The 22,894-nt window shown below is 62.8% G+C and carries 18 protein-coding genes; 7 read left to right on the top strand and 11 right to left on the bottom strand.

All coding sequences use genetic code 11. From position 1 onward, the window contains the following. Positions 1–3 precede the first annotated feature (3 nt). Both LC298_RS00985 and LC298_RS00980 read right to left on the bottom strand, forming a co-directional pair. The gene (locus tag LC298_RS00985) at positions 4–390 is read right to left on the bottom strand and encodes a hypothetical protein (protein WP_131565474.1); all 387 of its coding nucleotides are present in this window, start codon (positions 388–390) and stop codon (positions 4–6) included. A 304-nt stretch (positions 391–694) separates the two neighbouring features. Beyond that, positions 695–1,492: a helix-turn-helix domain-containing protein gene (locus tag LC298_RS00980; RefSeq protein ID WP_131565476.1), complete on the bottom strand. Its 798-nt coding sequence runs from the start codon at positions 1,490–1,492 to the stop codon at positions 695–697. A gap of 113 nt (positions 1,493–1,605) precedes the next feature. Between LC298_RS00980 and LC298_RS00975 the strand changes: the two genes are divergently transcribed. Further along, on the top strand, positions 1,606–2,496 hold the full coding sequence (locus LC298_RS00975; protein ID WP_131565478.1) for an SRPBCC family protein: 891 nt from the start codon (positions 1,606–1,608) through the stop codon (positions 2,494–2,496). 279 nt (positions 2,497–2,775) lie between these two features. Here the strand turns inward: LC298_RS00975 and LC298_RS00970 are convergent, their stop codons facing one another. The 7 genes from LC298_RS00970 to LC298_RS00940 all read right to left on the bottom strand — a co-directional run bounded on the left by LC298_RS00970 (position 2,776) and on the right by LC298_RS00940 (position 10,331). After that, positions 2,776–4,992, bottom strand: coding sequence for a 3-hydroxyacyl-CoA dehydrogenase NAD-binding domain-containing protein (locus LC298_RS00970; protein WP_131565480.1), 2,217 nt, complete (start codon positions 4,990–4,992; stop codon positions 2,776–2,778). Beyond that, positions 4,989–5,633, bottom strand: a complete 645-nt coding sequence (locus LC298_RS00965; protein WP_131565482.1) for an FMN-binding negative transcriptional regulator — start codon at positions 5,631–5,633, stop codon at positions 4,989–4,991. The genes LC298_RS00970 and LC298_RS00965 overlap by 4 nt, the downstream gene beginning before the upstream one ends. Positions 5,634–5,638: 5 nt before the next feature. Continuing rightward, positions 5,639–6,847 (bottom strand): acetyl-CoA C-acetyltransferase, encoded by a 1,209-nt coding sequence (locus LC298_RS00960; RefSeq protein ID WP_131565483.1) that lies wholly within the window; start codon positions 6,845–6,847, stop codon positions 5,639–5,641. A 34-nt stretch (positions 6,848–6,881) separates the two neighbouring features. Further along, positions 6,882–7,535, bottom strand: coding sequence for a glutathione S-transferase family protein (locus LC298_RS00955; RefSeq protein ID WP_131565485.1), 654 nt, complete (start codon positions 7,533–7,535; stop codon positions 6,882–6,884). Further along, the gene (locus tag LC298_RS00950; RefSeq protein WP_131565487.1) at positions 7,532–7,765 is read right to left on the bottom strand and encodes a hypothetical protein; all 234 of its coding nucleotides are present in this window, start codon (positions 7,763–7,765) and stop codon (positions 7,532–7,534) included. The genes LC298_RS00955 and LC298_RS00950 overlap by 4 nt, the downstream gene beginning before the upstream one ends. Before the next feature lie 39 nt (positions 7,766–7,804). Beyond that, positions 7,805–9,601 carry an acyl-CoA dehydrogenase C-terminal domain-containing protein gene (locus tag LC298_RS00945; protein ID WP_131565489.1) on the bottom strand — a complete coding sequence of 599 codons (1,797 nt, stop codon included), beginning with the start codon at positions 9,599–9,601 and terminating at the stop codon, positions 7,805–7,807. A 310-nt stretch (positions 9,602–9,911) separates the two neighbouring features. Next, positions 9,912–10,331 (bottom strand): MerR family transcriptional regulator, encoded by a 420-nt coding sequence (locus LC298_RS00940; RefSeq protein ID WP_223385481.1) that lies wholly within the window; start codon positions 10,329–10,331, stop codon positions 9,912–9,914. Between the two features lie 438 nt (positions 10,332–10,769). Here LC298_RS00940 and LC298_RS00935 point away from each other — a divergent pair, with 438 nt between their 5' ends. From LC298_RS00935 to LC298_RS00920, 4 genes are all read left to right on the top strand, one after another. Continuing rightward, positions 10,770–14,429 carry an SEL1-like repeat protein gene (locus tag LC298_RS00935; RefSeq protein WP_131565492.1) on the top strand — a complete coding sequence of 1,220 codons (3,660 nt, stop codon included), beginning with the start codon at positions 10,770–10,772 and terminating at the stop codon, positions 14,427–14,429. 166 nt (positions 14,430–14,595) lie between these two features. Continuing rightward, positions 14,596–15,519, top strand: a complete 924-nt coding sequence (locus tag LC298_RS00930) for a sulfite exporter TauE/SafE family protein (RefSeq protein WP_131565494.1) — start codon at positions 14,596–14,598, stop codon at positions 15,517–15,519. Next, entirely contained in the window at positions 15,516–16,334 is an 819-nt protein-coding gene (locus tag LC298_RS00925) for a TIGR02186 family protein (protein ID WP_131565496.1), read from the top strand. Before LC298_RS00930 ends, LC298_RS00925 begins: the two co-directional genes overlap by 4 nt. Continuing rightward, positions 16,334–16,834 (top strand): DUF3429 domain-containing protein, encoded by a 501-nt coding sequence (locus tag LC298_RS00920; protein ID WP_131565498.1) that lies wholly within the window; start codon positions 16,334–16,336, stop codon positions 16,832–16,834. The genes LC298_RS00925 and LC298_RS00920 overlap by 1 nt, the downstream gene beginning before the upstream one ends. On the opposite strand, the gene pdeM is transcribed toward LC298_RS00920, so the two are convergent. Then, the gene (gene pdeM / locus LC298_RS00915) at positions 16,831–17,553 is read right to left on the bottom strand and encodes a ligase-associated DNA damage response endonuclease PdeM (protein WP_131565500.1); all 723 of its coding nucleotides are present in this window, start codon (positions 17,551–17,553) and stop codon (positions 16,831–16,833) included. The two genes, LC298_RS00920 and pdeM, sit on opposite strands and share 4 nt — an antisense overlap. Positions 17,554–17,558: 5 nt before the next feature. Next, the gene (locus LC298_RS00910; RefSeq protein ID WP_199223199.1) at positions 17,559–20,087 is read right to left on the bottom strand and encodes a ligase-associated DNA damage response DEXH box helicase; all 2,529 of its coding nucleotides are present in this window, start codon (positions 20,085–20,087) and stop codon (positions 17,559–17,561) included. 106 nt (positions 20,088–20,193) lie between these two features. Between LC298_RS00910 and LC298_RS00905 the strand changes: the two genes are divergently transcribed. Both LC298_RS00905 and LC298_RS00900 read left to right on the top strand, forming a co-directional pair. Next, the gene (locus tag LC298_RS00905; RefSeq protein ID WP_131565502.1) at positions 20,194–21,204 is read left to right on the top strand and encodes a ligase-associated DNA damage response exonuclease; all 1,011 of its coding nucleotides are present in this window, start codon (positions 20,194–20,196) and stop codon (positions 21,202–21,204) included. After that, the gene (locus LC298_RS00900) at positions 21,201–22,817 is read left to right on the top strand and encodes a cisplatin damage response ATP-dependent DNA ligase (protein ID WP_131565504.1); all 1,617 of its coding nucleotides are present in this window, start codon (positions 21,201–21,203) and stop codon (positions 22,815–22,817) included. Before LC298_RS00905 ends, LC298_RS00900 begins: the two co-directional genes overlap by 4 nt. Positions 22,818–22,894: the final 77 nt, after the last annotated feature.

The following is a 22,894-nucleotide window of genomic DNA, read 5'->3' as shown; positions in this document are numbered from 1 at the left end:
CGATTACTCTATCGTTGAGATGTCAGCATACCGCAAAGAGATTGTTTCCGGATCAATTGCCATCATGAATGGCATCATGTCCTCACGTTGCATGGCTGCTTCTGCTGCCGTTTTAGCAAGTTCAGCGGATGTCCACTCGACGTAATCTGTCCAAAGACCCGTTTCGTCGCGAGACAAGCTGCGACGTACAAAACCGTCCGTTTCGCATAAATATTCTGTAGTCGCCTGAGCAGATGCCAGAAACTGTTCTTGGGTGGCCCCATCTACCAGACGAAACTCCACGATTTCGGCAGTGGTCGCAGTGTCGTCCTTTACAGTCCCGCATGTCTCCGCAAATGCCGCCCCTGCTCCGGACAGATTGATCAATGTGAAAAGTAGTAGTGTTTTCATCTCGCACTCCATTGATTTGAAAGCTCGTTCTCGCACACACCAACTGACACGGTCTGTCAGTTACATCATTGGTTGAAGCAGACTTTCACCCTTGACGTTTGAGCGGCGGACAGGGGCGTATGGGTTAAGAAATGTGCGCCTGTTCAACCGGGGAAGAGGCCGAACACGTCATCTGCGGGTATTCGAAAGTTCGTCGGTGATGGCGGGAAGTAGCCCTTTGTTTCGAATGCTGCGAATTGCATGAATGTCTCCATCGCAACTGAACCGCTTTGGAGGCGAGACGGCGCAAGCGGTGACTGTTCGCTTACGAGAAAGCCCTTTCGAACCAAGCGCGCGTCTCGTCGTTCGCTGGCAACAGGGTCTCGATGCGGAGATCATCAAGGGTCGCGTCTGCGCTCATGCCGATCGTTGCGATAAGAGAGAACAACTCCAGAATGTCGTTTCCCATTTGAATCCTTATCGCAAGTACCGGGGCATTCAGGTTGCTTGACGGCGTGCTCATAAGCGGGTGCACACCATCTAAGGCAAGGAGTTCGGCATGAAGCGCATGCGCTTCTGCGTCGTGAGGACGTCGTGCAACCTCCAGTTCGAGCAACCGCAACAAAGACCGGGCTGTATCACCCCAATTCACTATGTTGTCGCGCACGTTTCCCGGTGCCAATATCTCACGCATCAGGTTGCTGTCGCCTCGCGCACCTGCGAGCGAGAAGAACTTCTGCGCTGGTTCATTGGCCTTGACCAGATTCCATATCCGGTCAATCGAAACCGCCGGATAGGGGGCATGACCTTGTAGGACGTGATCTATCGATGCATCGACGGCCTTCTGCGTTTCGTCGTCCCACCCGTTGCGTGATGACCGAGCCGCGAACCCGGCAGACAACAACATCGCGTCTACCTCAGCGGCGGGCATTTCCAGTGCCTCAGCAAGCTGCGATATGGAAAACCTGCTGGGATTGGACCGTCCAGTTTCGAGAAAACTGATGTGGCGCTGCGACATACCGGATTGCAGTGACAAGTCGAGCTGGCTCAGCCTGCGGCGCTTTCGCCAGTTCTTCAGAAAATTGGGAAATGCCGGATCGGATATGTTCGGATTATACCTCATGCCAAATCCTGTCAGAAGAGGGCACGCAGGTCGATTACCTGCGATGTAATTGAGTCAAGACGGGCAAAGGTCAGGAATGTCGATGAACTCCAACTGACCAGAAAGCCTGAATCATGGAAAACTCAAAGACCGCTCGAACTTTCCTCGGGCTAAACGCTGCATTTTCACTCGCGATGGGTGCGGGTTTCCTGATCGCACCAAGCTATGCAACTGGTTTACTTTTTTTGGAATCTGCGTCGTGGCAACCCATCGCGCTGCGCGTATTGGGGGGCGGTTTGATTCTGTTTGGCCTGGGTCTGGTCCTGATGGCAAGGAACCGGTTCTTGACCAATAGGCAGGTCTTGTTCATCACGATGATGGACGTCGGCTGGATCCTTGGGAGTGCGCTCCTTTTGGTCGTTGACGGCCACCTGTTTTCAGCTTTTGGACAGGCCTATATCACTATGGTCGCTGGCATCGTGGCCGTCTTTGCCATCGGTCAGTACGTCGGTGCGCAAAAGATTGTACCGCCGTTGAGCCAAGCGTCCGTTACGATCTCCGGCGGGAAAATCCTGGCGAGAGTGAGCCGAGCCGTCAGTGCACCGGAGGATGTTGTATGGCGAGTGATGAATGATCATCCCGGTTATGCTGATGTGGCTGACAACATCTCCAAAGTCGAGGTTGTGAAGGGCGATGGCGTTGGCATGCAGCGCCGATGCTATGGCCCAAAAGGCGAAAACTGGCTGGAAACCTGTGATCTGTATGAGGATGGCCGTGCATTTGGTTTTCGCATTCACACGGAGGCCGACGACTATCCTTACCCGATTTCCGATCTGCATGGGGAATGGTCCGTCGAGCGCAATGGCAACGGCTCGAAATTTGCCATCATCATTGAGGCTCAACCCAAAGGGAACCTCTTGACTCAAACGCTGTTCAAGACGGCAGCCAAGCGGCAATTCAAGGTCGTCTTGGCCGACCTCGCAGATGCCTGGGCCGCCAGAATGGAACGCGAGGCACGGGCGTAGTTGATTGAAAGGCGTTGCGACAATCGCGCCGCCAAGCGTTCATGCAGGCAGAGCGAGCATATCCAGCCGTGAAACCCTCTCCTGCAAAGGAGCACCAAGCTATACCTGCCGCGCAAAAAGCTGTCATTGAACCGTAAGCTGGCAGCGACCGCTTCGTCCGCATTGCGAGCGTTCCTTGACTTTTCACCAAACGGACGCTCCTCGCCACGCCAAAACTCCCCACACAAAAAACCCCGGAGATCGCTCTCCGGGGTTTTTTCGCATTGAGTAAGCCTCTGCTTACGCGGCTTGGTCCATGGTCGCGTAGGGGTCGAAGCGGGTGTAGAACGTCTCGCCGTTCTCGGCCATCTGCTTGAGCAGCTTCGGCACCTTGAACTGCGCGCCGTATTTCCGGCGCAGCCGGTTGGCGAGATCGACGAAGTTCGAAACGCCCATGCCGTCGATATAGGACAGCGTCCCGCCGGTATAGGGCGCGAAACCGAAGGCGAGGATCGAGCCGACATCGGCCTCGCGCGGATCGGTGACGATGCCTTCTTCCATGACGCGCGCGGCCTCCAGCGCGATCGCGACCAGAAGGCGCTGCTTCAGCTCCTCGAAGTCGATCGAATCGGCGTCCTGCTGCGGATAGAGCGTCTTCAGGTCGGGCCACAGGTGCTTCTTGGCCGGCTTGGCCGGATAGTCGTAGAAGCCCTTGCCGTTCTTGCGGCCGAGCCGGCCATGCTTGTCGACCATGGTGTTGACGAGTTCCATGTGGCGCGGATCGACGGCCTTCTCCCCGATGTCGCGGATCGTCTGCTTCATGATCTTCTGGCTGAGGTCAATCGCCGTCTCGTCGTTGAGCGCCAGCGGTCCGACCGGCATGCCGGCCATCTTCGCCGCGTTCTCGATCATCGCCGGCGGCACGCCCTCGATCAGCATGTTGTGGGCTTCGTTCATGTAGCGGATGACGCAGCGGTTGACGTAGAAGCCGCGCGTGTCGTTGACGACGATCGGCGTCTTCCTGATCGCGCGCACGTAATCGATCGCCACCGCCAGCGCCTTGTCGCCGGTGCGCTTGCCGAGGATGATCTCGACCAGCATCATCTTGTCGACCGGCGAGAAGAAGTGGATGCCGATGAAGTTCTTCGGGCGCTTCGAGTTCTTCGCAAGGCCGGTGATCGGAATGGTCGAGGTGTTCGACGCGAAGACGGCGGACGGCTTCAGCACCGCCTCGGCCTGCTCGGTCGCGCTCTTCTTGACTTCCGAATCCTCGAACACCGCCTCGACGATCAGGTCGCAGCCGTCGAGATCGGCATAGTCCGCCGTCGGCGTGATCAGCGACAGCAGCTTCTGCTTGTCGTCCTCGCTGGCGCGGCCCTTCTGCATCGCCTTGGAGACGAGATCCTCGGAATGCTTCTTGCCTTTCTCGGCGGATTCCATGTCGCGGTCGAGCAGCACGACCGGGATGCCGGCCTTGGCGGTGACATAGGCGATGCCCGCGCCCATGAAGCCGGCGCCGAGCACGCCGATCTTCCTGAACTTCGTCGGCTTGACGCCTTCGGGACGCCGCGCGCCCTTGTTCAGCTCCTGCAGCGAGACGAAAAGCGAGCGGATCATCGATCCGGCTTCCGTCGTCTGGAGAACCTGCGTGAAATAGCGCTGCTCGATCTTCAGGCCGGTGTCGAACGGCACCTGAAGGCCCTCATAGACGCATTTCAGGATCGCCGCCGCGCCGGGATAGTTCATGTTGGTTTCGCGGCGCAGGATCGCCGAGGCCGCGGGCCACAGATTGCCGCCGGCCGCCGAATAGATCGCCCCGCCCGGCAGCTTGAAGCCCTTCTTGTCCCAGGGCTGGACCGGGTCGAGGCCGTTCCTGATCATCTTCTTTGCGGCGTCGATCAGCTTTTTCGGCGCGACAACCTCGTCGATCAGGCCCATCGCCTTGGCGCGCGACGGCTTCAGGTTGGAGCCCTGCGTCATCATCTGCAGCGCGTCCTGCTGGTTGGTCAGGCGCGGCACGCGCTGGGTGCCCCCGGCCCCCGGGAAGATACCGATCTTGACCTCCGGCAGCGCCAGCTTGACGGCGGGAGAGTCGGCCGCGACGCGGCCGTGACAGGCGAGCGAGACCTCGAACGCGCCGCCCATGCAGGTGCCGTTGATCGCCGACACCCACGGCTTGCCGCAGGTTTCGAGTTTGCGGAAGAGCTGGCTCATGCGCCCGGCGTTCTCGAACAGCATCTCGGTCGCCTTCTGCGGGTCCTTGGCCTTCTCGTTCTGGAGGATGTCGAACATCCGCTTGAGCATGGTGATGTCGGCGCCGCCGGAGAAGGAATCCTTCTTGCCCGACGTCAGCACCGCGCCCTTGATCGCGTCGTCGCCGGCGACCTGGTCGACGATCGCATCGAGTTCGTCCATCACCTCCTCGGTGAAGACGTTCATCGACTTGTCCGGCATGTCCCAGGTGACGAGCGCGATGCCGTCCTCGTCGGTCTCGACGGTGAAGTTCTTGTAGGTCATTCGAGGTCTCCCGTTTCCTGTCTGGCGGCGGCCATCCGGTCGGCAACACGCGTTGCCGCGGGGCCGGAGCCGCGGAGCCCGGCGATCACGCCGAGCTGGTCCGCTGCGTTCTTGTGCTGGTTGAGTTTCAGTGCGCCCTCAATCCGCTGGACGCGCAGGCGCAGCCCGACAATGCCGGCCATCATGCGGTTGGTGTAGCTCTCGGGCGCGTCGGCGACCGACCACGGTTCGTCCCGGGTCTCCTCGTTGAAGGCCGTGAGTTCATCGAGATGGCGGGCGAGGTCGTCGCGATTGTCGATGACTTCGAGCTGCCCGTGCATGTGCACGGTGACATAGGTCCAGGTCGGCACGGCCTTACCGGTCTCGGCCTTGGTCGGATACCAGCCGGGGTGGATGTAGGTCTGGTCGCCCTGGAAGATCGCCACGGTCGGCGCGTCCGGCGGCAGCCGCCAGTGCGGATTGGCCTTGGCGACGTGGAACTCGACCGAAAGATCGCCGGGCGTCCCCTTGACCACGCAGGGTGCGTGCACAGTGTGCAGCGCGCCGCTGTCGGCTGTGACGAGACACGCGAACTGGATCTCGCGCGCCAGCGCGGCAAGCTTCTCCGGATCGTTCTCCTGAAAGAACGCAGGCTGGTACATGGCCGTCACACCCGCTCGATGATGGTGGCGGTGCCCATGCCAGCGCCGATGCACAGCGTCACCAGCGCCGTGTTGAGGTCCCGGCGCTCCAGTTCGTCGAGTACGGTGCCGAGGATCATCGCCCCCGTCGCGCCGAGCGGGTGGCCCATGGCGATCGCGCCGCCGGCGACGTTGATCTTCGAATGGTCGATCTCGAAGGCCTGCATGTAGCGCAGCACGACGGCCGCGAAGGCCTCGTTCAGTTCGAACAGGTCGATGTCGGCCGTGGACATCTTCGCCTTCTTCAGCAGTTTCTCGGTGACATCGACCGGGCCGGTCAGCATCAGTGTCGGGTCGGAGCCGATATTGGCGAACGCCCTTATCTTCGCGCGCGGCTCCAGCCCCATCGTCTTGCCGCCGCGCTTCGAGCCGAGCAGCACGCCCGCCGCGCCGTCGACGATGCCGGACGAATTGCCTGCATGATGGACGTAGTTGATGGCCTCGACCTCCGGATGGCCGGCGATGCCGACGGCCTCGAAGCCGCCCATCTGGCCGGGCATGACGAAGGAGGGCTGCAACTGCCCGAGCGACTGCATGTCGGTGCCGGGGCGCATGTGCTCGTCACGGTCGAGAATGGTGAGGCCGTTCTGGTCCTTCACCGGGATGACGGACTTCTTGAAGTGGCCCTTCTCCCAGCTCTCGGCGGAACGCTTCTGGCTCTCGACCGCATAAGCGTCGACGTCGTCGCGCGAGAAGCCGTATTTCGTGGCGATCAGGTCAGCGGAGACGCCCTGCGGCATGAAGTAGGCGGGCAGGTTGACCGAAGGGTCGAACGCCCATGCGCCGCCGGACGCGCCCATGCCGACGCGCGACATCGATTCGACGCCCCCCGCGATGACGATGTCGTCTGCGCCCTGGGAGATTTTCGACGCGCCGAAATTCACGGCGTCGAGACCCGACGCGCAGAACCGGTTGATCTGCATGCCGGGCGCGCTGGTGGCGTAGCCTGCCTCGAAGACCGATGCGCGCGCGATGTCGCCGCCGGCCTCGTAGACCGGATCGACGCAGCCGAAGATCACATCGTCCACCTTGGCGGTATCGAGTTCGTTGCGCTCGCGCAGCGCTTCGAGCACCTTCGCGCCGAGACGCGGCGTCGGCACTTCGTGCAGGCTCCCGTCTTTCTTGCCGCGGCCGCGAGGGGTGCGCACCGCGTCGTAGATGAATGCGTCAGCCATATCTGGTCTCCTTGTCGGTTGCCTGCCGCGCGTCTCAGGCGGTGGCGGTTTTCGTCTCTTGTCCCGATGGCATCAGCGCTTCGGGAAGTTCGAAGCCGGGCAGGGCTCGGATGCGGTTGAGCCATGCCGCGACATTGGGTCTTTCGTCAAAGGTAGTGCCGATTTCGTCCGGCCAGAAGAGGTAGCCGCACAATGCGAAGTCGGCGATGGTCGGCCGGTCCGCCGCGATCCATTCGCGGTTTTCGAGTGCCGCATTCACGATCTTCAGGGCGCTGGTGACGCGGCCGTGCAGAAACTGGACGTCTTCGGTTTCGCCCTTCTTCATGAAAAAGCGGAGAAAACGCAGCGGCCCGGCGTAACCGGAAACTTTCTGGCTGTCGAACAGCAGCCAGCGCATGACCTCGAATTCCTCGGCCTCTGTTTCCGGACCGAACTTGCCGAAATGGCGCGCGAGATAGGTCAGGATCGCCCCCGATTGTGTCACCGTGAAGTCGCCGTCCGGACGGTGATGGGTCAGCACCGGAACCTCGCCCATGACGTTGAGACCACGGAACTCGGGTCCGCGCGTCTCGCCGGTGAAAAACGCCACCCGCTTCGGCGTCCAACCGGCCCGGCAGAGCTGAAGCATCAGCGCCGCCTTGTAGGCGTTGCCGGATTCGTGAAAGCAATGAAGCGTGAACTCCGTCATCCCGCCTCTCCCGTTTTTCCCGGCGCCGGCGCCCCATACTCGGCAATGAACGTGTCGACGGCCGCCGCCAGACGGTCGCCATCAGCGATCTCGTCGAGGTTCTCGAGCAACACCGTCAGAAGGTAGTTATTGGACAGGCTGTAGCGCTCGTTGAGCGCGCGCAGGCGGCCGTATGCCTTTTCGGACAAGGCCGCCGAGAAGCGCTTCGGAAGCGGAAATGACCTGGCCATCGAACGGCCCTCCCAAGCCGGGTGCGACAGTGGCGTTCCTCAGAACGCCTCCGCCGGCATCGCCATCATCGTGTCGGCACCGGACGAGATCCGCGCGAGATGGGCTGACGTTTCGGGCATGACGCGTTCCATGAAGAAGCGGGCCGTGGTCAGCTTGCTATCGAGGAACTGCGCGTCGCCATTGGCCCCGGCCGCGATCTTCTCGTTCGCCGCCTTGGCCTGAAGCGCCCACATGTAACCGAGCGCCACCAGACCGAAAAGATGCATGTAGTCGTGGCTGCCGGCGCCGGCATTGTCGGGTTTGGCCATCGCGTTCTGGACGAACCACATGGTCGCGGCCTGCAAGTCGTTCAGCCCCTTCTTCAGGTGTTTGGTGAAGAAGGCGAGATTCTCGTCGCCGCGGTTTTCCTCGCAGAAATCGCCGACCTCCTTGAAGAACGCCTGGACGGCACGGCCGCCATTAGCGGGCAGCTTGCGTCCGACCAGATCAAGCGCCTGGATGCCGTTCGCGCCCTCGTAAATCATGGCGATGCGGGCATCGCGGACATACTGGCTCATGCCGTGCTCTTCGATGTAGCCGTGGCCGCCATACATCTGCTGCGCCATCACGGCATGGTCGAACCCTTTGTCGGTGAGCACACCTTTTATAACAGGCGTCAGCAGGCCCATCATGTCCTCTGAAAGCTCGCGGTCGGTCCCGTCTTCGGAGCGATGGGCCACATCGGACTTGAGCGCCGCCCACAGAATGAAGGCGCGCGCCGCCTCGTTGAAGGCGCGCACCGTCATCAGGTTGCGGCGCACGTCCGGGTGGACGATGATTGGATCGGCTTTCTTCTCGGGTTCCTTGGCGCCCGACAGCGCACGGCCCTGAAGCCGCTCCTTCGCGTAGGTCACCGCGTTCTGGTACGCGACTTCGGCAATCGAGAGGCCTTGCAGGCCGACGCCGAGCCGCGCCTCGTTCATCATCACGAACATTGCCTTGAGACCCTTGTGCTCCTCGCCGATGAGGTAGCCGGTCGCGTCATCATAGTTCATGACGCAGGTCGAGTTGGCGTGAATCCCCATCTTTTCCTCGATCGAGCCGCAGGCAACACCGTTGCGCTCACCGACGGAGCCGTCCTCACCGACGAGAAATTTCGGCACGATGAAAAGCGAAATGCCCTTCACGCCCTCGGGCGCGCCCTCAATGCGGGCGAGCACGAGATGGATGATGTTCTCGGACATGTCGTGTTCACCGGCCGAAATGAAAATCTTCTGGCCGGAAATCTTGTAGCTGCCATCCTTCTGCGGAACAGCCTTGGTGCGCAAAAGACCGAGATCCGTCCCGCAATGCGGTTCGGTCAGGTTCATGGTGCCGGTCCATGTGCCTTCGACCATCTTCGGCAAAAATTGCTGCTTCTGCTCGTCGGATCCGTGCACGTGTATCGCGGCCATCGCGCCCTGCGTCAGGCCGGGATACATGGCGAACGCCATGTTGGCCGAGGAAAAATATTCGCCGATTGCCGAGTGCAGCGTGTAGGGCAGACCTTGGCCGCCATATTCGGGATCGAAGGCGAGACCCATCCAGCCCGCTTCCTTGTATTGCTCGAAAGCCTCCTTGAAGCCCTTCGGCGTGGTCACGGAGCTGTCTTCGTGACGGACACAACCTTCCTGGTCGCCGCTCTGGTTGAGCGGAAAGAAGACCTCCTCGGCCATCCGTGCCGCCTCGCGCAGAACCGCCTCGACGATATCGGGCGTTGCGTCAGAAAAGCCCGGGAGATTGTTGTAACGCTCGTATTTCAGGACATCGTTGAGCACGAAAAGCGTATCGTCGACGGGCGCGCGATAGACGGGCATGAATTCCTCCGAGGCGTGGATTGCGGTTTGCGGGAGATACCGCGGACCGCTGCTGATCCTGTCGCTAGCAAATTTTGACGTTTGCGTAAACGTCAAAATTTTCGAAATGAGACAAAAATGTCGCCCTGTCTTGCCCACGGGATGGCCAGAAAGGTGAAAAACGGCAAAATTCGCTGTTTTTCGTGCCATGCCGCATAAAAAAACCCGGCATTCGGTTCGAATGCCGGGGCAATGAAAACGCTAATTTGAGCCAGGGACTCTTGAAGGTTGCCCTCGCTACGTCGATCTGTGCCGACGCACGATGAGGGTGCTACTTTTCTTTTTCGGCAATCAACGACCGAAGCTTGCCGAGCGTATCGTTCAGTTCCGCGATGGCCTTCTCGACACTTTCCCGCTGCCGAACCAGCACGGACATCTGCTGCTCGCCCTTTTGTACGGCGGCGCCGAGCTGTCGCCGGTTGTCGCCCTTTGCGTCGTAAAGGCTGAGCAGTTCCTTGACATCCTGGAGCGACAGGCCGACGCGCTTGCCGAGAAGGATCAGCTTCAGGCGAGCGCGATCGGCACGCGAGTAGAGCCGGGTATTGCCGACGCGCTTCGGGAACAACAGTTCCTTATCCTCGTAGAAGCGCAGTGTACGAAGGGTGACGTCGAACTCGCTCGAGAGCTCTCCGATCCGATAGGTGATCTCGTGATCTTCAAGATTGTTGCTGGTAGTGACCGTGTTCATCATTTCGTTTCCGTTGGCGCCGGGCGACCGGCGCAATTTCATTTTCCCCCGCAGGCGCAATAACCGAAACACGCGAGGTCGTCTGGAGTTCCGGCACCGCCCGGCGGTGTTCTAGCGTCAGCCCAAGAAGCGGCTCAAGGGCTCAATATTGGGGGGCTTCTGCGTTACCGTGGGTTACATGGGGTTGAAGATCGTGACCGCAACCCCGGATTGCCCATCCGGGGAGGGGCCCTCTCTAAGGATAATTGGGGCGAAAATGAGCATGGTTAACGCCTTATTTACCGCGATTGGTGAAAGGTTAACCGAGACAGGTCGCGACGTGATTGAGTGTTTTCCGGGTACACACGCGAGATCTTAGACTTTGGTAGGTCATTGCGCGAAGCCGTCCGGGAGGGGCTCCCGATACGAGGTCAGCAGGCCGCCGCAACAAACGGGCGTACTATGCAAAACAGGCCATCGCAGTCCGGCATCCGTCAGGCGCCAAGGCGCGCCGGGACAACACTCGACAAGCTGGATGATGCCCTCTCGGTTCTCGAACGACGCATTGGGATTGCCGCGCGAACCGCTCAGGCCAGTGCGAGCAGAGACGACATTTCGGCCATAAGGGCCCGGCAGGAGGCGCTCGCGCACACGCGCACTGCCATCCCTCCGCGCACAACCGGCACTGCAGGCGCGGGCGATGCCTCGCTCCGGCGGGAGCTCGAAAACATGCGCGCCGCCCTGAACGCCGAGTTATCAAACACGATTTCCAGCCAGTTCGAGGCCATGCGCGAAGACCTGCGCCTGCTTCAGACCCGTGGCGACGGTATCGCCGCCGGCGACCTCTCCGCCGGTTTTGACCGGCTGACCCGCGAACTCGGCGTCGTAGCCTCGCGCGTTGAGCACAACGACGCAGCGTCGCTGCGGAGCGAGGTCGAGGAACTCAAGGCGCACGTTGCCGAGCTGGCTCGCGAGGACACACTGCGCGACATGACCGAACGCTGGTCGGTCATCGAGCAGGAAATCGGCGCGCTGCCCGAAACGTTGGGATCGCGCGACGATCTGATGGGGATTGCCGACCGGATTTCGCAGATCGACGAGGCAATGAGTGGATTGCCCAATTCGCGCGCAATGGAGTCCATGGAGGACCAGGTGCGCGCGCTTGCGGAAGCGGTTGCAACCCTGGCGTCGCAGAATGCGGCAATTTCGCCCGATTACCTCACCGCGATCGACGAGCGCCTCGACGAGATCAGCCGTGCGATCGTCGCGGTCTCGGTATCAAGCGCCCCGCCGGAAATCGATCCGACGCCGTTCGACCGGATCGAAGCGAGGCTTTCCTCCCTCGCGCGCCAGATCGAAGAACAGGGCGGCGATTCCAGCCGGAGCGCCGTCGACACCAAGCTCGCCGAGATCGGCGCGCGGCTCGATGCGCTGCATTCGGCGACAGCTAACATGGCATCACCGGACGACGCGTTCGACAAATTGAGTGATCGCCTCGAGGAGGTGATGCACTCGCTCCAGGATGGATCGCCTCCCGCATCCGTCCCCGACGAGGTACTTGATAGGCTTAATTCCCGGTTCGAGGAGATCGCGAGCAGGCTCGATTCCCATCACAGTTCTGCCGAGCAGGCCGGAGCCCGGATGTTCCAGTCGCTCGATGCGCGCATGGAGGAACTCGCCCGCCGGATCGAGGAGAATGAACGCGATTCGGCAAGCGTGCCGACCTTCGACCACATGGAGCGGCGGATCGAGGAGATCGCCCAGATGCTGACCTCGGGCGAAGGGCAGGTCTCCGCGCCCCCCGGCGGCGCCGACCCTGACGCGTTCGAAAATCTCGAAGCCCAGATCGCGGCCCTCTCGGAACGTCTGTCGGCAATGCCGGCGCCGGTCGACAATCATGCCGTCGCCGACCTCGCGCCCAAGCTGATCGCAATCGGTGAACAGTTCGCCAACGGCCGCGAGGAAATGATCTCCGCGGCGCGCGAGGCAGCCGAAGAGATCGTCACGAAGTTCGCCCATGGCGCATCCGAGCAGGAACGCGATGTGCTGGGGCGGCTCGCGGCCGATCTTCATGCTCTCGACGAGCTGGCGCGCAACGCCGACGACCGCAATGTGAGGACGTTCGAGGCCATTCACGACACGCTTGTGAAGGTGGCCGATCGCATCGCGGGCCTCGAGGAGGGGCTCGCCCGCAACCGCGAGACGGGAACGCCCGCCGCCGCTGCTGCGCCCGCTCCCGTGGAAGCGCTTCCGGAACAGTTCTGGTCGGAGGCCGACAAGAAGGAAATCGACGACGCGCCTGCGATCGACATCGCCGATGACGGTGAGGTGGCCGAGCCACCGCGCGAACGGGATACCGCCCCACCGCGCATGCCGGTTTCACCGGCGGAGGCCGCTGCGCTGGCGGCGGGCGCGGCCGCAAGCCCGGCCGACGCCGGCGAAGGGATGTTGGCGCCAGCGGTGGAAACCGGGCCGGGCGACCGTAAGAGCGCCTCAACCAGCATTCTGGGAAATCTGCGCAACCGGCTGAATCGCTCGACCGCCGAACCCGCCGCAGAGACGATTGAGGACGAAGTTCCGGAAATCTTCGGCAAGGCACATTCGTCCGAGGAGGCACCGGAAGTTGCGGACGAACCGCTGGAGCCGGGGTCGGGCGGCCCGGATCTTGCTGCCATCATGAAGCGGGTGCGCGCCGAGCGTTCAGGCGCCCCGGATGCCGATTCCGCCGACGAGGCGGGCAAGTCGGACTTCATTGCCGCCGCTCGCCGTGCGGCGCGCGCTGCCGCCGACGAAGCCGCCATCACGGAAAGACCGGATCAGCCCGGACGGAACGGAAAGAAATCGCGCGCCGAGCAGCCGCGCAGCCGCCGGCCGCTGATGCTCGGCGTCGGCGCGATCCTGCTTGCACTGATGGCCATTCCGCTGGTGCGCAATGTCCTGCTGGAGGACAACGTTGCCCCGGTCGACGTGGTGGCGATCGACGAGAAGCCCTCCGCGACGGAGACCGAATCCCCATCCGTCGCCACCGAGGGGCCTGAACCGGGGCAATCGGAAGCTTCGGCTTCGCCGGACGCGGCCCCACAGGTCGCCGCGGAGGCGCCCGTCGTCGTGCGTGAGGCGGTCCCGGTGGTGGCGGAGGAGTCCGAAGAGGTGTCATCGGACGCGCCCGCGCCGGTGGTTGAGACCGACGATCCGGAGGATGCCGCCGGGCAGAGCAGCCTCGAGACGCTGACGCTCGACGATGTTCCCGAAGAGATTGGCCCCGTTGCGCTGCGGGAGGCGGTCGTCGCCGGCGATCCGAAAGCGATGTTTGTCGTCGGCGACCGCATGATGATCAACGGCCCGGCTGCTCCGGACAGCGATCTGGAGGGTGCTGCCCGATGGTACGAAATGGCCGCCGAACTGGGCTATGCTCCGGCTCAATATCGGATCGGCAATTTTTACGAGAAGGGCCACGGCCTTGCCCGCGATGCCGACGCGGCGAAGACCTGGTATCAGCTTGCCGCCGAACAGGGCAATGCCAGCGCGATGCACAATCTGGCGGTGCTCTTCGCCACCGAAATCAATGGCAAGAGGGATATGGCTTCGGCGGGACGGTGGTTCCTCGAGGCCGCGGAATTGGGCGTGCGTGACAGCCAGGTCAATCTCGGAATTCTCTCGGCGCGGGGCGAAGGAGTCGCCCAGGATCTCGTCGAATCATACAAATGGCTCGCGCTCGCCGCCGCGGCCGGCGACGCCGATGCGCTGGCGAAACGCGATGAGGTGGCGACGTTCATGCGCCCCGACCAGCTCGAAACCGCCCGCGGCAGGGTGGAGCTCTGGAAGCCGAAACCGGTCGACCCGGAGGTCAACACGGTCGAGGTGCCGGACGCATGGAAGACGGACAAGGCTGTGACGGCTGCCTCGGCGACGATTTCCGGCGACGACATGACCCGGGCGATACGCAACATCCAGGCGATCCTGAATCAGAACGGATTCGACGCTGGTCCTCCCGACGGCATCATGGGCAACAAGACCCGTGCCGCCATCATCGAATTCCAAAAGGCCAACGGTCTGATGCCGACCGGCGAAGTCGACCGCGCCCTGGTCGACAAGCTGCTCGAACACAACCGGACCGCCTGAGCCAAGCGGGCCATCCGCCATCGCGCTTGCCGGAAACGGGCGCCGTTCGAAGTCGGCGGGTTGGCAGTCCTTTCAGACATTTACCACCCCCACCCCGCATGAATTGACTTCATCATTCGCGGGGCGCATGAACTATTAAGGGGCTTGGGAGACACAGGAGATCCAGTTGGCGCTCTATCTGCCGATAGCGGAAATGTCGGTCAACATTTTCGTATTGCTCGGCATGGGCGCAGCGGTCGGTTTCCTCTCCGGAATGTTCGGCGTTGGCGGCGGTTTCTTGATCACGCCGCTGCTGATCTTCTACAACATTCCGCCGGCCGTGGCTGTCGCGACCGGAGCCAACCAGGTTGTCGCATCATCCGTTTCGGGGGTCCTGTCCCACTTCAAGCGCGGCACGGTGGACGTCAAGCTCGGATCTGTCCTGCTGGTCGGCGGCATCGCCGGGTCCAGCGTCGGCGTATGGATCTTCGCGCTGTTGCGCGACCTCGGCCAACTCGACCTGTTTGTCTCCATCCTCTACGTCGTCTTTCTCGGCACGGTCGGCGGGCTGATGATGGCGGAGAGCATTCGCGCGATGGCGCGGGCCCGCGCCGGTGCGACGATCGGCCTGCGCCGGCCCGGCCAGCACATGTGGGTGCACAAGCTGCCCTTCAAAATGCGGTTCAAAGCCTCGAAGCTGTATGTCAGCGTGATACCGGTGGTGCTGCTCGGGGCGATGATCGGAATGCTCGCATCGATCATGGGTGTCGGCGGCGGCTTCATCATGGTGCCGGCCATGATCTACCTCCTCAAGGTTCCGACGAACGTCGTGATCGGGACATCGCTGTTTCAGATCATCTTCGTGGCTGCCTACACCACCATCGTACACGCCACAGCGAACCAGACGGTCGATGTCGTTCTCGCAATGCTGCTCATGGCGGGAAGCGTCGCCGGGGCGCAATACGGAGCCAAGGCCGGGCAGAAGCTGCGCGGTGAGCAATTGCGCGCGCTCCTTGCGGCGCTCGTTCTGCTGGTGGCTCTGCGGCTGGCGTATACGCTTTTCATCACCCCCGACGAACTCTACACCATTTCAACGGATTTCCTGCTGTGAGGGCGCTGGTTGCCGCGGCCGCGATGGGCGTTGCGCTGGTGTCCGCGCCGCCGGCGGACGCGCAGGAGGAACCGGAAGGCCCGTTGCTGGCGGCGCCCATACCGCCGGAGCGTATCGAAATCGGACTTTCGACCGAGACGATCGCGATCACCTCCGATTTCGCAGGGGTCGGCCTTACCATTTTCGGCGCGATCGACAATGTCGATCCGCTGATCCAGCGTCAGGGCCGTTACGATGTGTTCGTAATTCTGGAAGGGCCGTCCTCGAACATCGTGACCAGGCGCAAGAGCCGGGTTCTCGGAATCTGGATGAACGTGGAATCGCAGAGCTTTCTGGACGTGCCGCAATCGTTTCTGGTCGCCTCGACACGGCAGGCCAGGGACATCACTACCAGTTCGACGCTGGACCGGCTGTCGCTCGGCGTGGAGGAAGTCCGGTTGCGTCCCGGCAAGGTCTCCCCCCGGGGGAAGGATGACGTGACCGAGTTTACCGAGGCCTTGAGACGCCTGAAGGAAAACAGCGGTCTTTATCAGGAGTTTCCCTCGGGCGTCCGCTTCATCTCCCAGTCGCTGTTCCGCGCCCAGTTGCACTTGCCCGCGGACGTGCCGCTGGGCCGCCATACCGCGCGCGCATATCTGTTCAGGGCCGGAACCCTTTCCGCGCAGACGACCACGACGCTCGATATTCGCAAGGCGGGCCTCGAGTACCAGTTGTTCCAGGCCGCCCAGAACCAGTCGCTTCTCTACGGAATCGCGGCGGTGGCGTTCGCCCTGTTCATCGGCTGGCTGGGCCGCGTCCTGTTCCGCAGGGACTAATGATGATCACGTTAAGAAAGAGGCGAACGGCCCGGCGCGGTCTGGAATGGACCGCGGTGTTTCTTGCCTTGTCCGGTTTCCTGCCTTTCGCTTTCCTGACGGCACTGCTTCTCGCAGCGCCCGGTTTCATTGCCGCCGGCGAGAGCAGCTTCAGCGAAGGCACGAGCGCCGCCGTGGCGCTGAAGGCCTATGCGGCGATCATCCTTTCATTTCTCGGCGGCATCAGGTGGGGTGTCGCGATCGTCAGCCCGGGTGAGGGGCGTGACAATGCTGAGGTGCTGACCGTCAGCGTCATCCCGTCCCTTGTCGGCTGGTTCGCATTCTTCCTCGGCGACCCGTGGTCATTCGCGGTGTTTGCGGCTGCCTTCGCCGCGACCGGACTCTGGGACCGCAGGCTCGTGACCTCGGGCGGTGCTCCGGCCTGGTTCGGACGGCTGCGCCTGCTGCTGACGATCCTGGTGACCGGGACCATGCTCACGGCCTTTGCGGCGACTTTCTAGTCTCCATGAAGCTTTCGGGCGCCGACCGCAAAGACCCTGTCCTTGCCCAGCATGTAGGCGCGGAACCGCGACATTTCGAACAATCCGGCGAACTCGTCGTCACACACGTTCAGCCCGCCCGTGAAGACGCCGAAGCTCGGCATGATGAGGCGGATTCCGTCACTGGCGAAACAGGGCCGGCGGACCGACCGTCCGCCGCCGACTATCCTCGCGCAGGGATGCAGGTGCCCGCACACTTCATGACCGAACTCGGAAGCGTCGGGGATGTGACGAAAGACAGTTCTCCCGAACGCCAGCATCTCGACCGAATCCCCCGGCACGTTCGCCGGCGGCAATGGATCGTGATTGCCGGTCACCCAGATCAATTCCCGCCTTGCGGCAATGGCGGCGATAGCGTCGCGTGCCTCGTGGCCGAGTCGCGCCGACGCGTCCTTGTCGTGGAAGCCGTCGCCGAGGCTGATGATCGTGGCCGGGTCGTATTTGGCGACCATTGCAGCCAGCCGCGCCAGTGTGGCCGCCGTGTCGTAGGGCGGCAGATAGACGCGCCTTCGCGCGTAGGACGATCCCTTTTCCAGATGCAGGTCGGAAACGGCGAGGATGCGATGCTCGACAAAGTATGCGACGCCGGCAGGGTCGAGCAGCACTTCCGCATCATCGAAAGACAGCGCGAGGGCCTCGCCCGCTGTCACCTGATCGACCGTCTTCAGCGCTGCCCGCATGGTTTTCAGATATCCTTTCCAAGCGCCTCGAGGACGAGGTCGTTCGCTGCTTCCGCCATCAATGCCTCGCTCGCATCGCCGCCATGCACGGACTCCTTGCCGATTTCAAGCATCACCGGGACTGCCAGCGGCGATATCCCTTCCAGGTCCTTATGCATGATTCGTCCGCGTATGCGCGAGAGCATGTCGTTTAACCGGCCGATGTCCAGCAATCCGGTTCGCGCGTCCGTGCGCGTCGCCTGAAGCAGGATATGGTCCGGCTCGTGCGTGCGCAGGACGTCGTAGATGAGGTCGGCGGAAACGGTAACCTGCCTGCCGGATTTTTCCTTTCCCGGATGACGCTTCTCGATAAGGCCGGCGATGACAGCGCAATTGCGGAACGTACGCTTAAGAAGGAAGGATTCGTCCAGCCATGACTCCAGATCGTCGCCCAGCATGTCCTGATCGAACAGTCCGTCCAGCGTGATCTCGCCGGAGCGCAGCATCGCGCCCATGTCTCGCAGGCCCCAGATCGCCACCGCATAGTCCGACGCCACGAACCCGAGCGGCCGCGCCTTCGCGCGTTCGAGGCGGCGGGTCAGCAACATGCAGAGCGTCTGGTGCGCGAGCCGCCCTTCGAACGGATAGGCGACGAGGTAGTACCGCGCGCCGCGGGGGAACGTCTCTACCAGAAGGTCCCGCGGGCCCGGCACCGCAGATTTCCGTTTCTGGATGTGCAGCCAGTCCGATACCTGGGCGGGCAGCCGGCTCCAGCTCTTCCGGTCAGAAAGCATCTTGCGGACCTGCTCGGACAGATAGGTCGTCGTCGGAAACTTGCCGCCCGCATAGACCGGCACCTTGGCGTTCAGATCGCTGGCCTTCGATACGATACAGTCGCTTTCGCGAATGCCTTCGAAACGCAGAACCTTTCCGGCAAACAGGAAGGTGTCGCCCGGGGCAAGCGCCTCGACGAAGCCCTCCTCGATCTTTCCCAGCGTCGGCCCGGCCCGCACCGCGGCACCCTTGTCGCGATGGCGCGTCATTCGGATGTTCAGCATTGCCGCCTCGACGATCGTCCCGGCGTTAAGCCGGTACTGCTGGGCGATGGAGGGATGCGAGATGCGCCAGGTTCCCTCGCTGGTTTGGCGGATGCGCGCGTAACGCTCGTAGGATTGCAGGGCGTAGCCGCCATGAGCAACGAACTGCACCGCCCGGTCGAAGGTCTCGCGCGGCAGATTCGCATATGGCGCGGCAGTCACGATTTCCGCATACAGATCGTCTGAACGGAATGGCTCCGCGCAAGCCGTCCCGAGGATGTGCTGGCACAGCACGTCAAGCGCGCCCTCGGCCAACGGCGGCGTGTCCTGCGCGCCGAGATAGTTGGCGTCGAGCGCCGCCTGGCATTCCATCACCTCGAAGCGGTTCGCCGGCACCAGGATCGCCTTCGACGCCTCGTCCATGCGGTGATTGGCGCGGCCGATGCGCTGTGCAAGCCGGCTGGCGCCCTTCGGCGAGCCGACATGGATGACGAGGTCGACATCGCCCCAGTCGATACCGAGGTCGAGGGTCGACGTGGCGACGATGGCGCGCAGCGCGTTGTTCTGCATCGCATGCTCGACCTTGCGCCGCTGGCTGACATCGAGCGAGCCGTGATGCAGCGCGATCGGCAGATTGTCCTCGTTGATCCGCCACAGTTCCTGAAACAGCATTTCGGACTGCGAGCGTGTGTTGACGAACAGCAGCGTCGTCTTGTGCCGACGGATCGCTTCGTAGACTTCCGGCATGGAATAGCGCGCCGAATGGCCGCTCCACGGCACCCGCTCCTTCGATTTCAGGATGGTGATGTCCGGCTTCGCGCCGCCAGCGACCGTGATGATATCGGCCATTTCGCCGCCATCGCGCTGGGGCACCAGCCATTGCCGCAGCATGTCGGGCTCCGCAACCGTCGCCGACAGGCCGGTCACCCGCAGTCTCGGACACAGGCGGTGCAGCCTGGCCAGACCGAGCGCGAGCAGGTGGCCGCGCTTGGAGGTGACCAGGGAGTGCAGCTCATCAAGCACCACGTAGCGCAGATCGGCAAAGAAACGCTCAGCGTCCTTGTGCGACAGCAGAAGCGCCAGTTGTTCCGGGGTCGTCAGCAATATGTCCGGCGGGTTGAGCTTCTGGCGCTGACGGCGCGATTGCGGCGTGTCGCCGGTGCGCGTCTCGATCATGACCGGCAGAGCCATTTCCTCGACCGGTGTCGACAGGTTGCGGTGGATGTCGACGGCAAGCGCCTTGAGCGGCGAGATGTAGAGTGTGTGCACACCCGGTTTTTTCGTGCCTGGCTGCGGGCTGCCGCGCCGCGTCAGATCCACAAGCGACGGCAGGAAGCCAGCCAGCGTCTTGCCGGCGCCGGTCGGCGCGATCAGCAGCGACGACCGTCCCGCATCTGCCTTCGTCAGCAACTCGAGCTGATGGGCGCGCGGCTGCCAGCCCTTCGAGATGAACCAGTCGAGAAAGGGGACGGGCAGGTCGATACCGTCCGAGGACGGATTGGAGGGGGAGGTCGCTATGCTCACGCGGGCAAACTAGGGTCTGATGGCCGGAAGGCCAAGACAATGTTCCTGTTTTCTTCCGCGATACCCTTTCCGCGGATCGTCGAACGGCTATCTATGGGCCATGCGTTTCGAGGATTTGCTACGTCCGACACCGAAGGGGCTCTATTGTCCGCCCGGCGATTTTTACATCGATCCCGTCCGGCCGGTCGAGCGCGCGCTCGTCACCCACGGCCATGCGGATCACGCGCGTCCGGGTCATGCCCATGTGACCGCGACGCGCGAAACGCTGGACATCATGGCGATACGGTACGGCGATGATTTTTCCGCCGCTTCGCAGGAAGCCGCCTATGGCGAGGCGATGACGGTCAACGGCGTGAGCGTGAGCTGGCATCCGGCCGGGCACGTGCTCGGCGCGGCGCAGATCGCGGTGGAAAAGGACGGCGTGCGGATCGTCGCTTCCGGTGACTACAAGCGCCGCCGCGACCCGACCTGCACGACCTTCGAGCCGGTCGCCTGCGACGTTTTCATCACCGAGGCGACGTTCGGACTGCCGGTGTTCAGGCACCCCGACGACCGCGAGGAGATCGCCCGGCTGCTGAAGAGCGTCGGGCAGTTTCCGCAAAGCGCCCATCTCGTCGGGGCCTACGCGCTCGGCAAGGCGCAGCGCGTCATCGCGCTGCTGCGCGAGGCGGGCTACGACAAGCCGATCTACATCCACGGAGCGATGCAGAAGCTGTGCGACTATTACGAAAGCCGGGGCGTGGCGCTCGGACCGCTGGCACCGGCCACGGTCGACAGGGCGGCGAAGGACCAGTTCGAGGGGGCGATCGTGATCGGTCCGCCTTCGGCGTTCGCCGATCGCTGGGCGCGCCGCTTTCCCGATCCGATCGCCTGCTTCGCCTCCGGCTGGATGCGTGTCCGGCAGCGGGCCAAGCAGCGCGGTGTCGAATTGCCGCTGATCCTTTCCGATCACTGCGACTGGGATGAACTGACGGAAACCATTCTGGAAATACGTCCGCAGGAGGTCTGGGTCACCCATGGTCGGGAAGAGGCGCTGGTGCGCTGGTGCGAGCTGAACCAGATCCGCGCCAAGCCGTTGCACATTGTCGGCTATGAGGATGAGGCGGAATGAAGCCCTTCGCCGAACTGCTCGACCGGCTGGTCCTGACCCCGTCGCGCAACGCGAAGCTGAAGCTGCTTGTCGATTATTGCGCCGCGACCCCCGATCCCGACCGCGGTTACGCGATCGCCGCCATCACCCGCGATCTCGACATCTTGTCGGTCAAGCCGGCGATGATCCGCCGGCTGGTGGAGGAGCGCGTCGATCCGGTGCTGTTCGGCTATTCCTACGATTTCGTCGGCGATCTCGCCGAGACGGTGTCGCTGATATGGCCGACGCCCCACGGGCGGGCTGAAGACAGGGGCGCAGACGATCTGACGATTTCGACGATTGTGGAAGCGCTGCATTCGGCGTCCCGCTCCGATGGCCCGAAGCTGGTCGAAGGCTGGCTCGACATTCTCGATTCCCAAGGCCGCTACGCGCTGCTCAAGCTTATCACCGGGGGCATGCGCGTGGGCGTTTCGTCACGATTGGTGAAGCAGGCGCTGGCCGATTTCGGCGGCAAGGACGTGACCGAGATCGAGGAGCTCTGGCACGGGCTGACGCCCCCCTATCTGCCGCTTTTCGCGTGGCTGGATGGCAGGACTGAAAAACCGGTGAACCTGGCCGCTGCACCGTTTCGCCCGGTCATGCTCGCCACCCCGACCGATGCCGAGGAACTGACCCGCTATGACCCGAAGGACTACCTGGCGGAGTGGAAATGGGACGGCATTCGTGTGCAGGTCACTGCCGAGGGAAATGCCCGCCGCATCTATTCGCGCACCGGGGACGACATCTCCGGCGCTTTCCCGGATCTGCTCGAGGCAATGGACTTCGAGGGGTCGATCGACGGCGAGCTTCTTGTCGGATGGCCGGAGGGGGGCGCGATCCGGACGGGCAGGTTTTCCGATTTGCAGCAGCGGCTGAACCGCAAGGCCGTGCCCGCGAAGCTGCAGGCGAAGTATCCGGCTTTCGTACGCGCCTACGACCTGCTTCAGTCGGGAGACCGGGATTTGCGTTCGCTCGCCTTCGAGGATCGTCGCCGGCATCTCGAGGACTTTGTCGCGGGCGTGCCCGCCGACCGGTTCGACCTCTCGCCGCTGCTGGCGTTCTCGTCGTGGGAGGACGTAGCCGAAAGACGCAACGACCCGCCCGATCCGGTGATCGAGGGGCTGATGCTCAAGCGCCGGGACGGCGCATATGTGCCGGGCCGGCCGAAGGGGCCGTGGTTCAAATGGAAGCGCGATCCCCGTCTGGTCGACGCTGTGCTGATGTATGCCCAGCGCGGCCATGGCAAACGGTCGAGCTTCTATTCCGACTACACTTTCGGCGTGTGGACCGGACCGATGGACGATCCGCAGCTCGTGCCCGTCGGCAAGGCCTATTTTGGCTTCACCGACGAGGAACTGAAGCAGATCGACAAATATGTGCGCGACAACACGGTTGAGCGCTTCGGGCCGGTACGATCGGTGCGCGCGGAGCCGGATCACGGCCTGGTTGTCGAGGTTGCGTTCGAGGGTCTCAACCGGTCGGCGCGGCACAAGTCCGGCGTCGCCATGCGCTTCCCGCGGATATCCCGGCTGAGGTGGGACAAGCCGCCATTCGAGGCCGACCGGCTGGAAACGCTGGAAGCGATGCTGGACTGAACCGCTGAGCGCGATCACGCTCGTTTCACACGGGTCCGCTACTCTCGCTCCGTCGCGACGACAGGCCTCAACCGAAT

This window comes from Oricola cellulosilytica (assembly GCF_019966575.1).
GTDB classification, from domain to species: domain Bacteria; phylum Pseudomonadota; class Alphaproteobacteria; order Rhizobiales; family Rhizobiaceae; genus Oricola; species Oricola cellulosilytica.
This window is presented reverse-complemented; position numbering and strand designations above follow the sequence as displayed.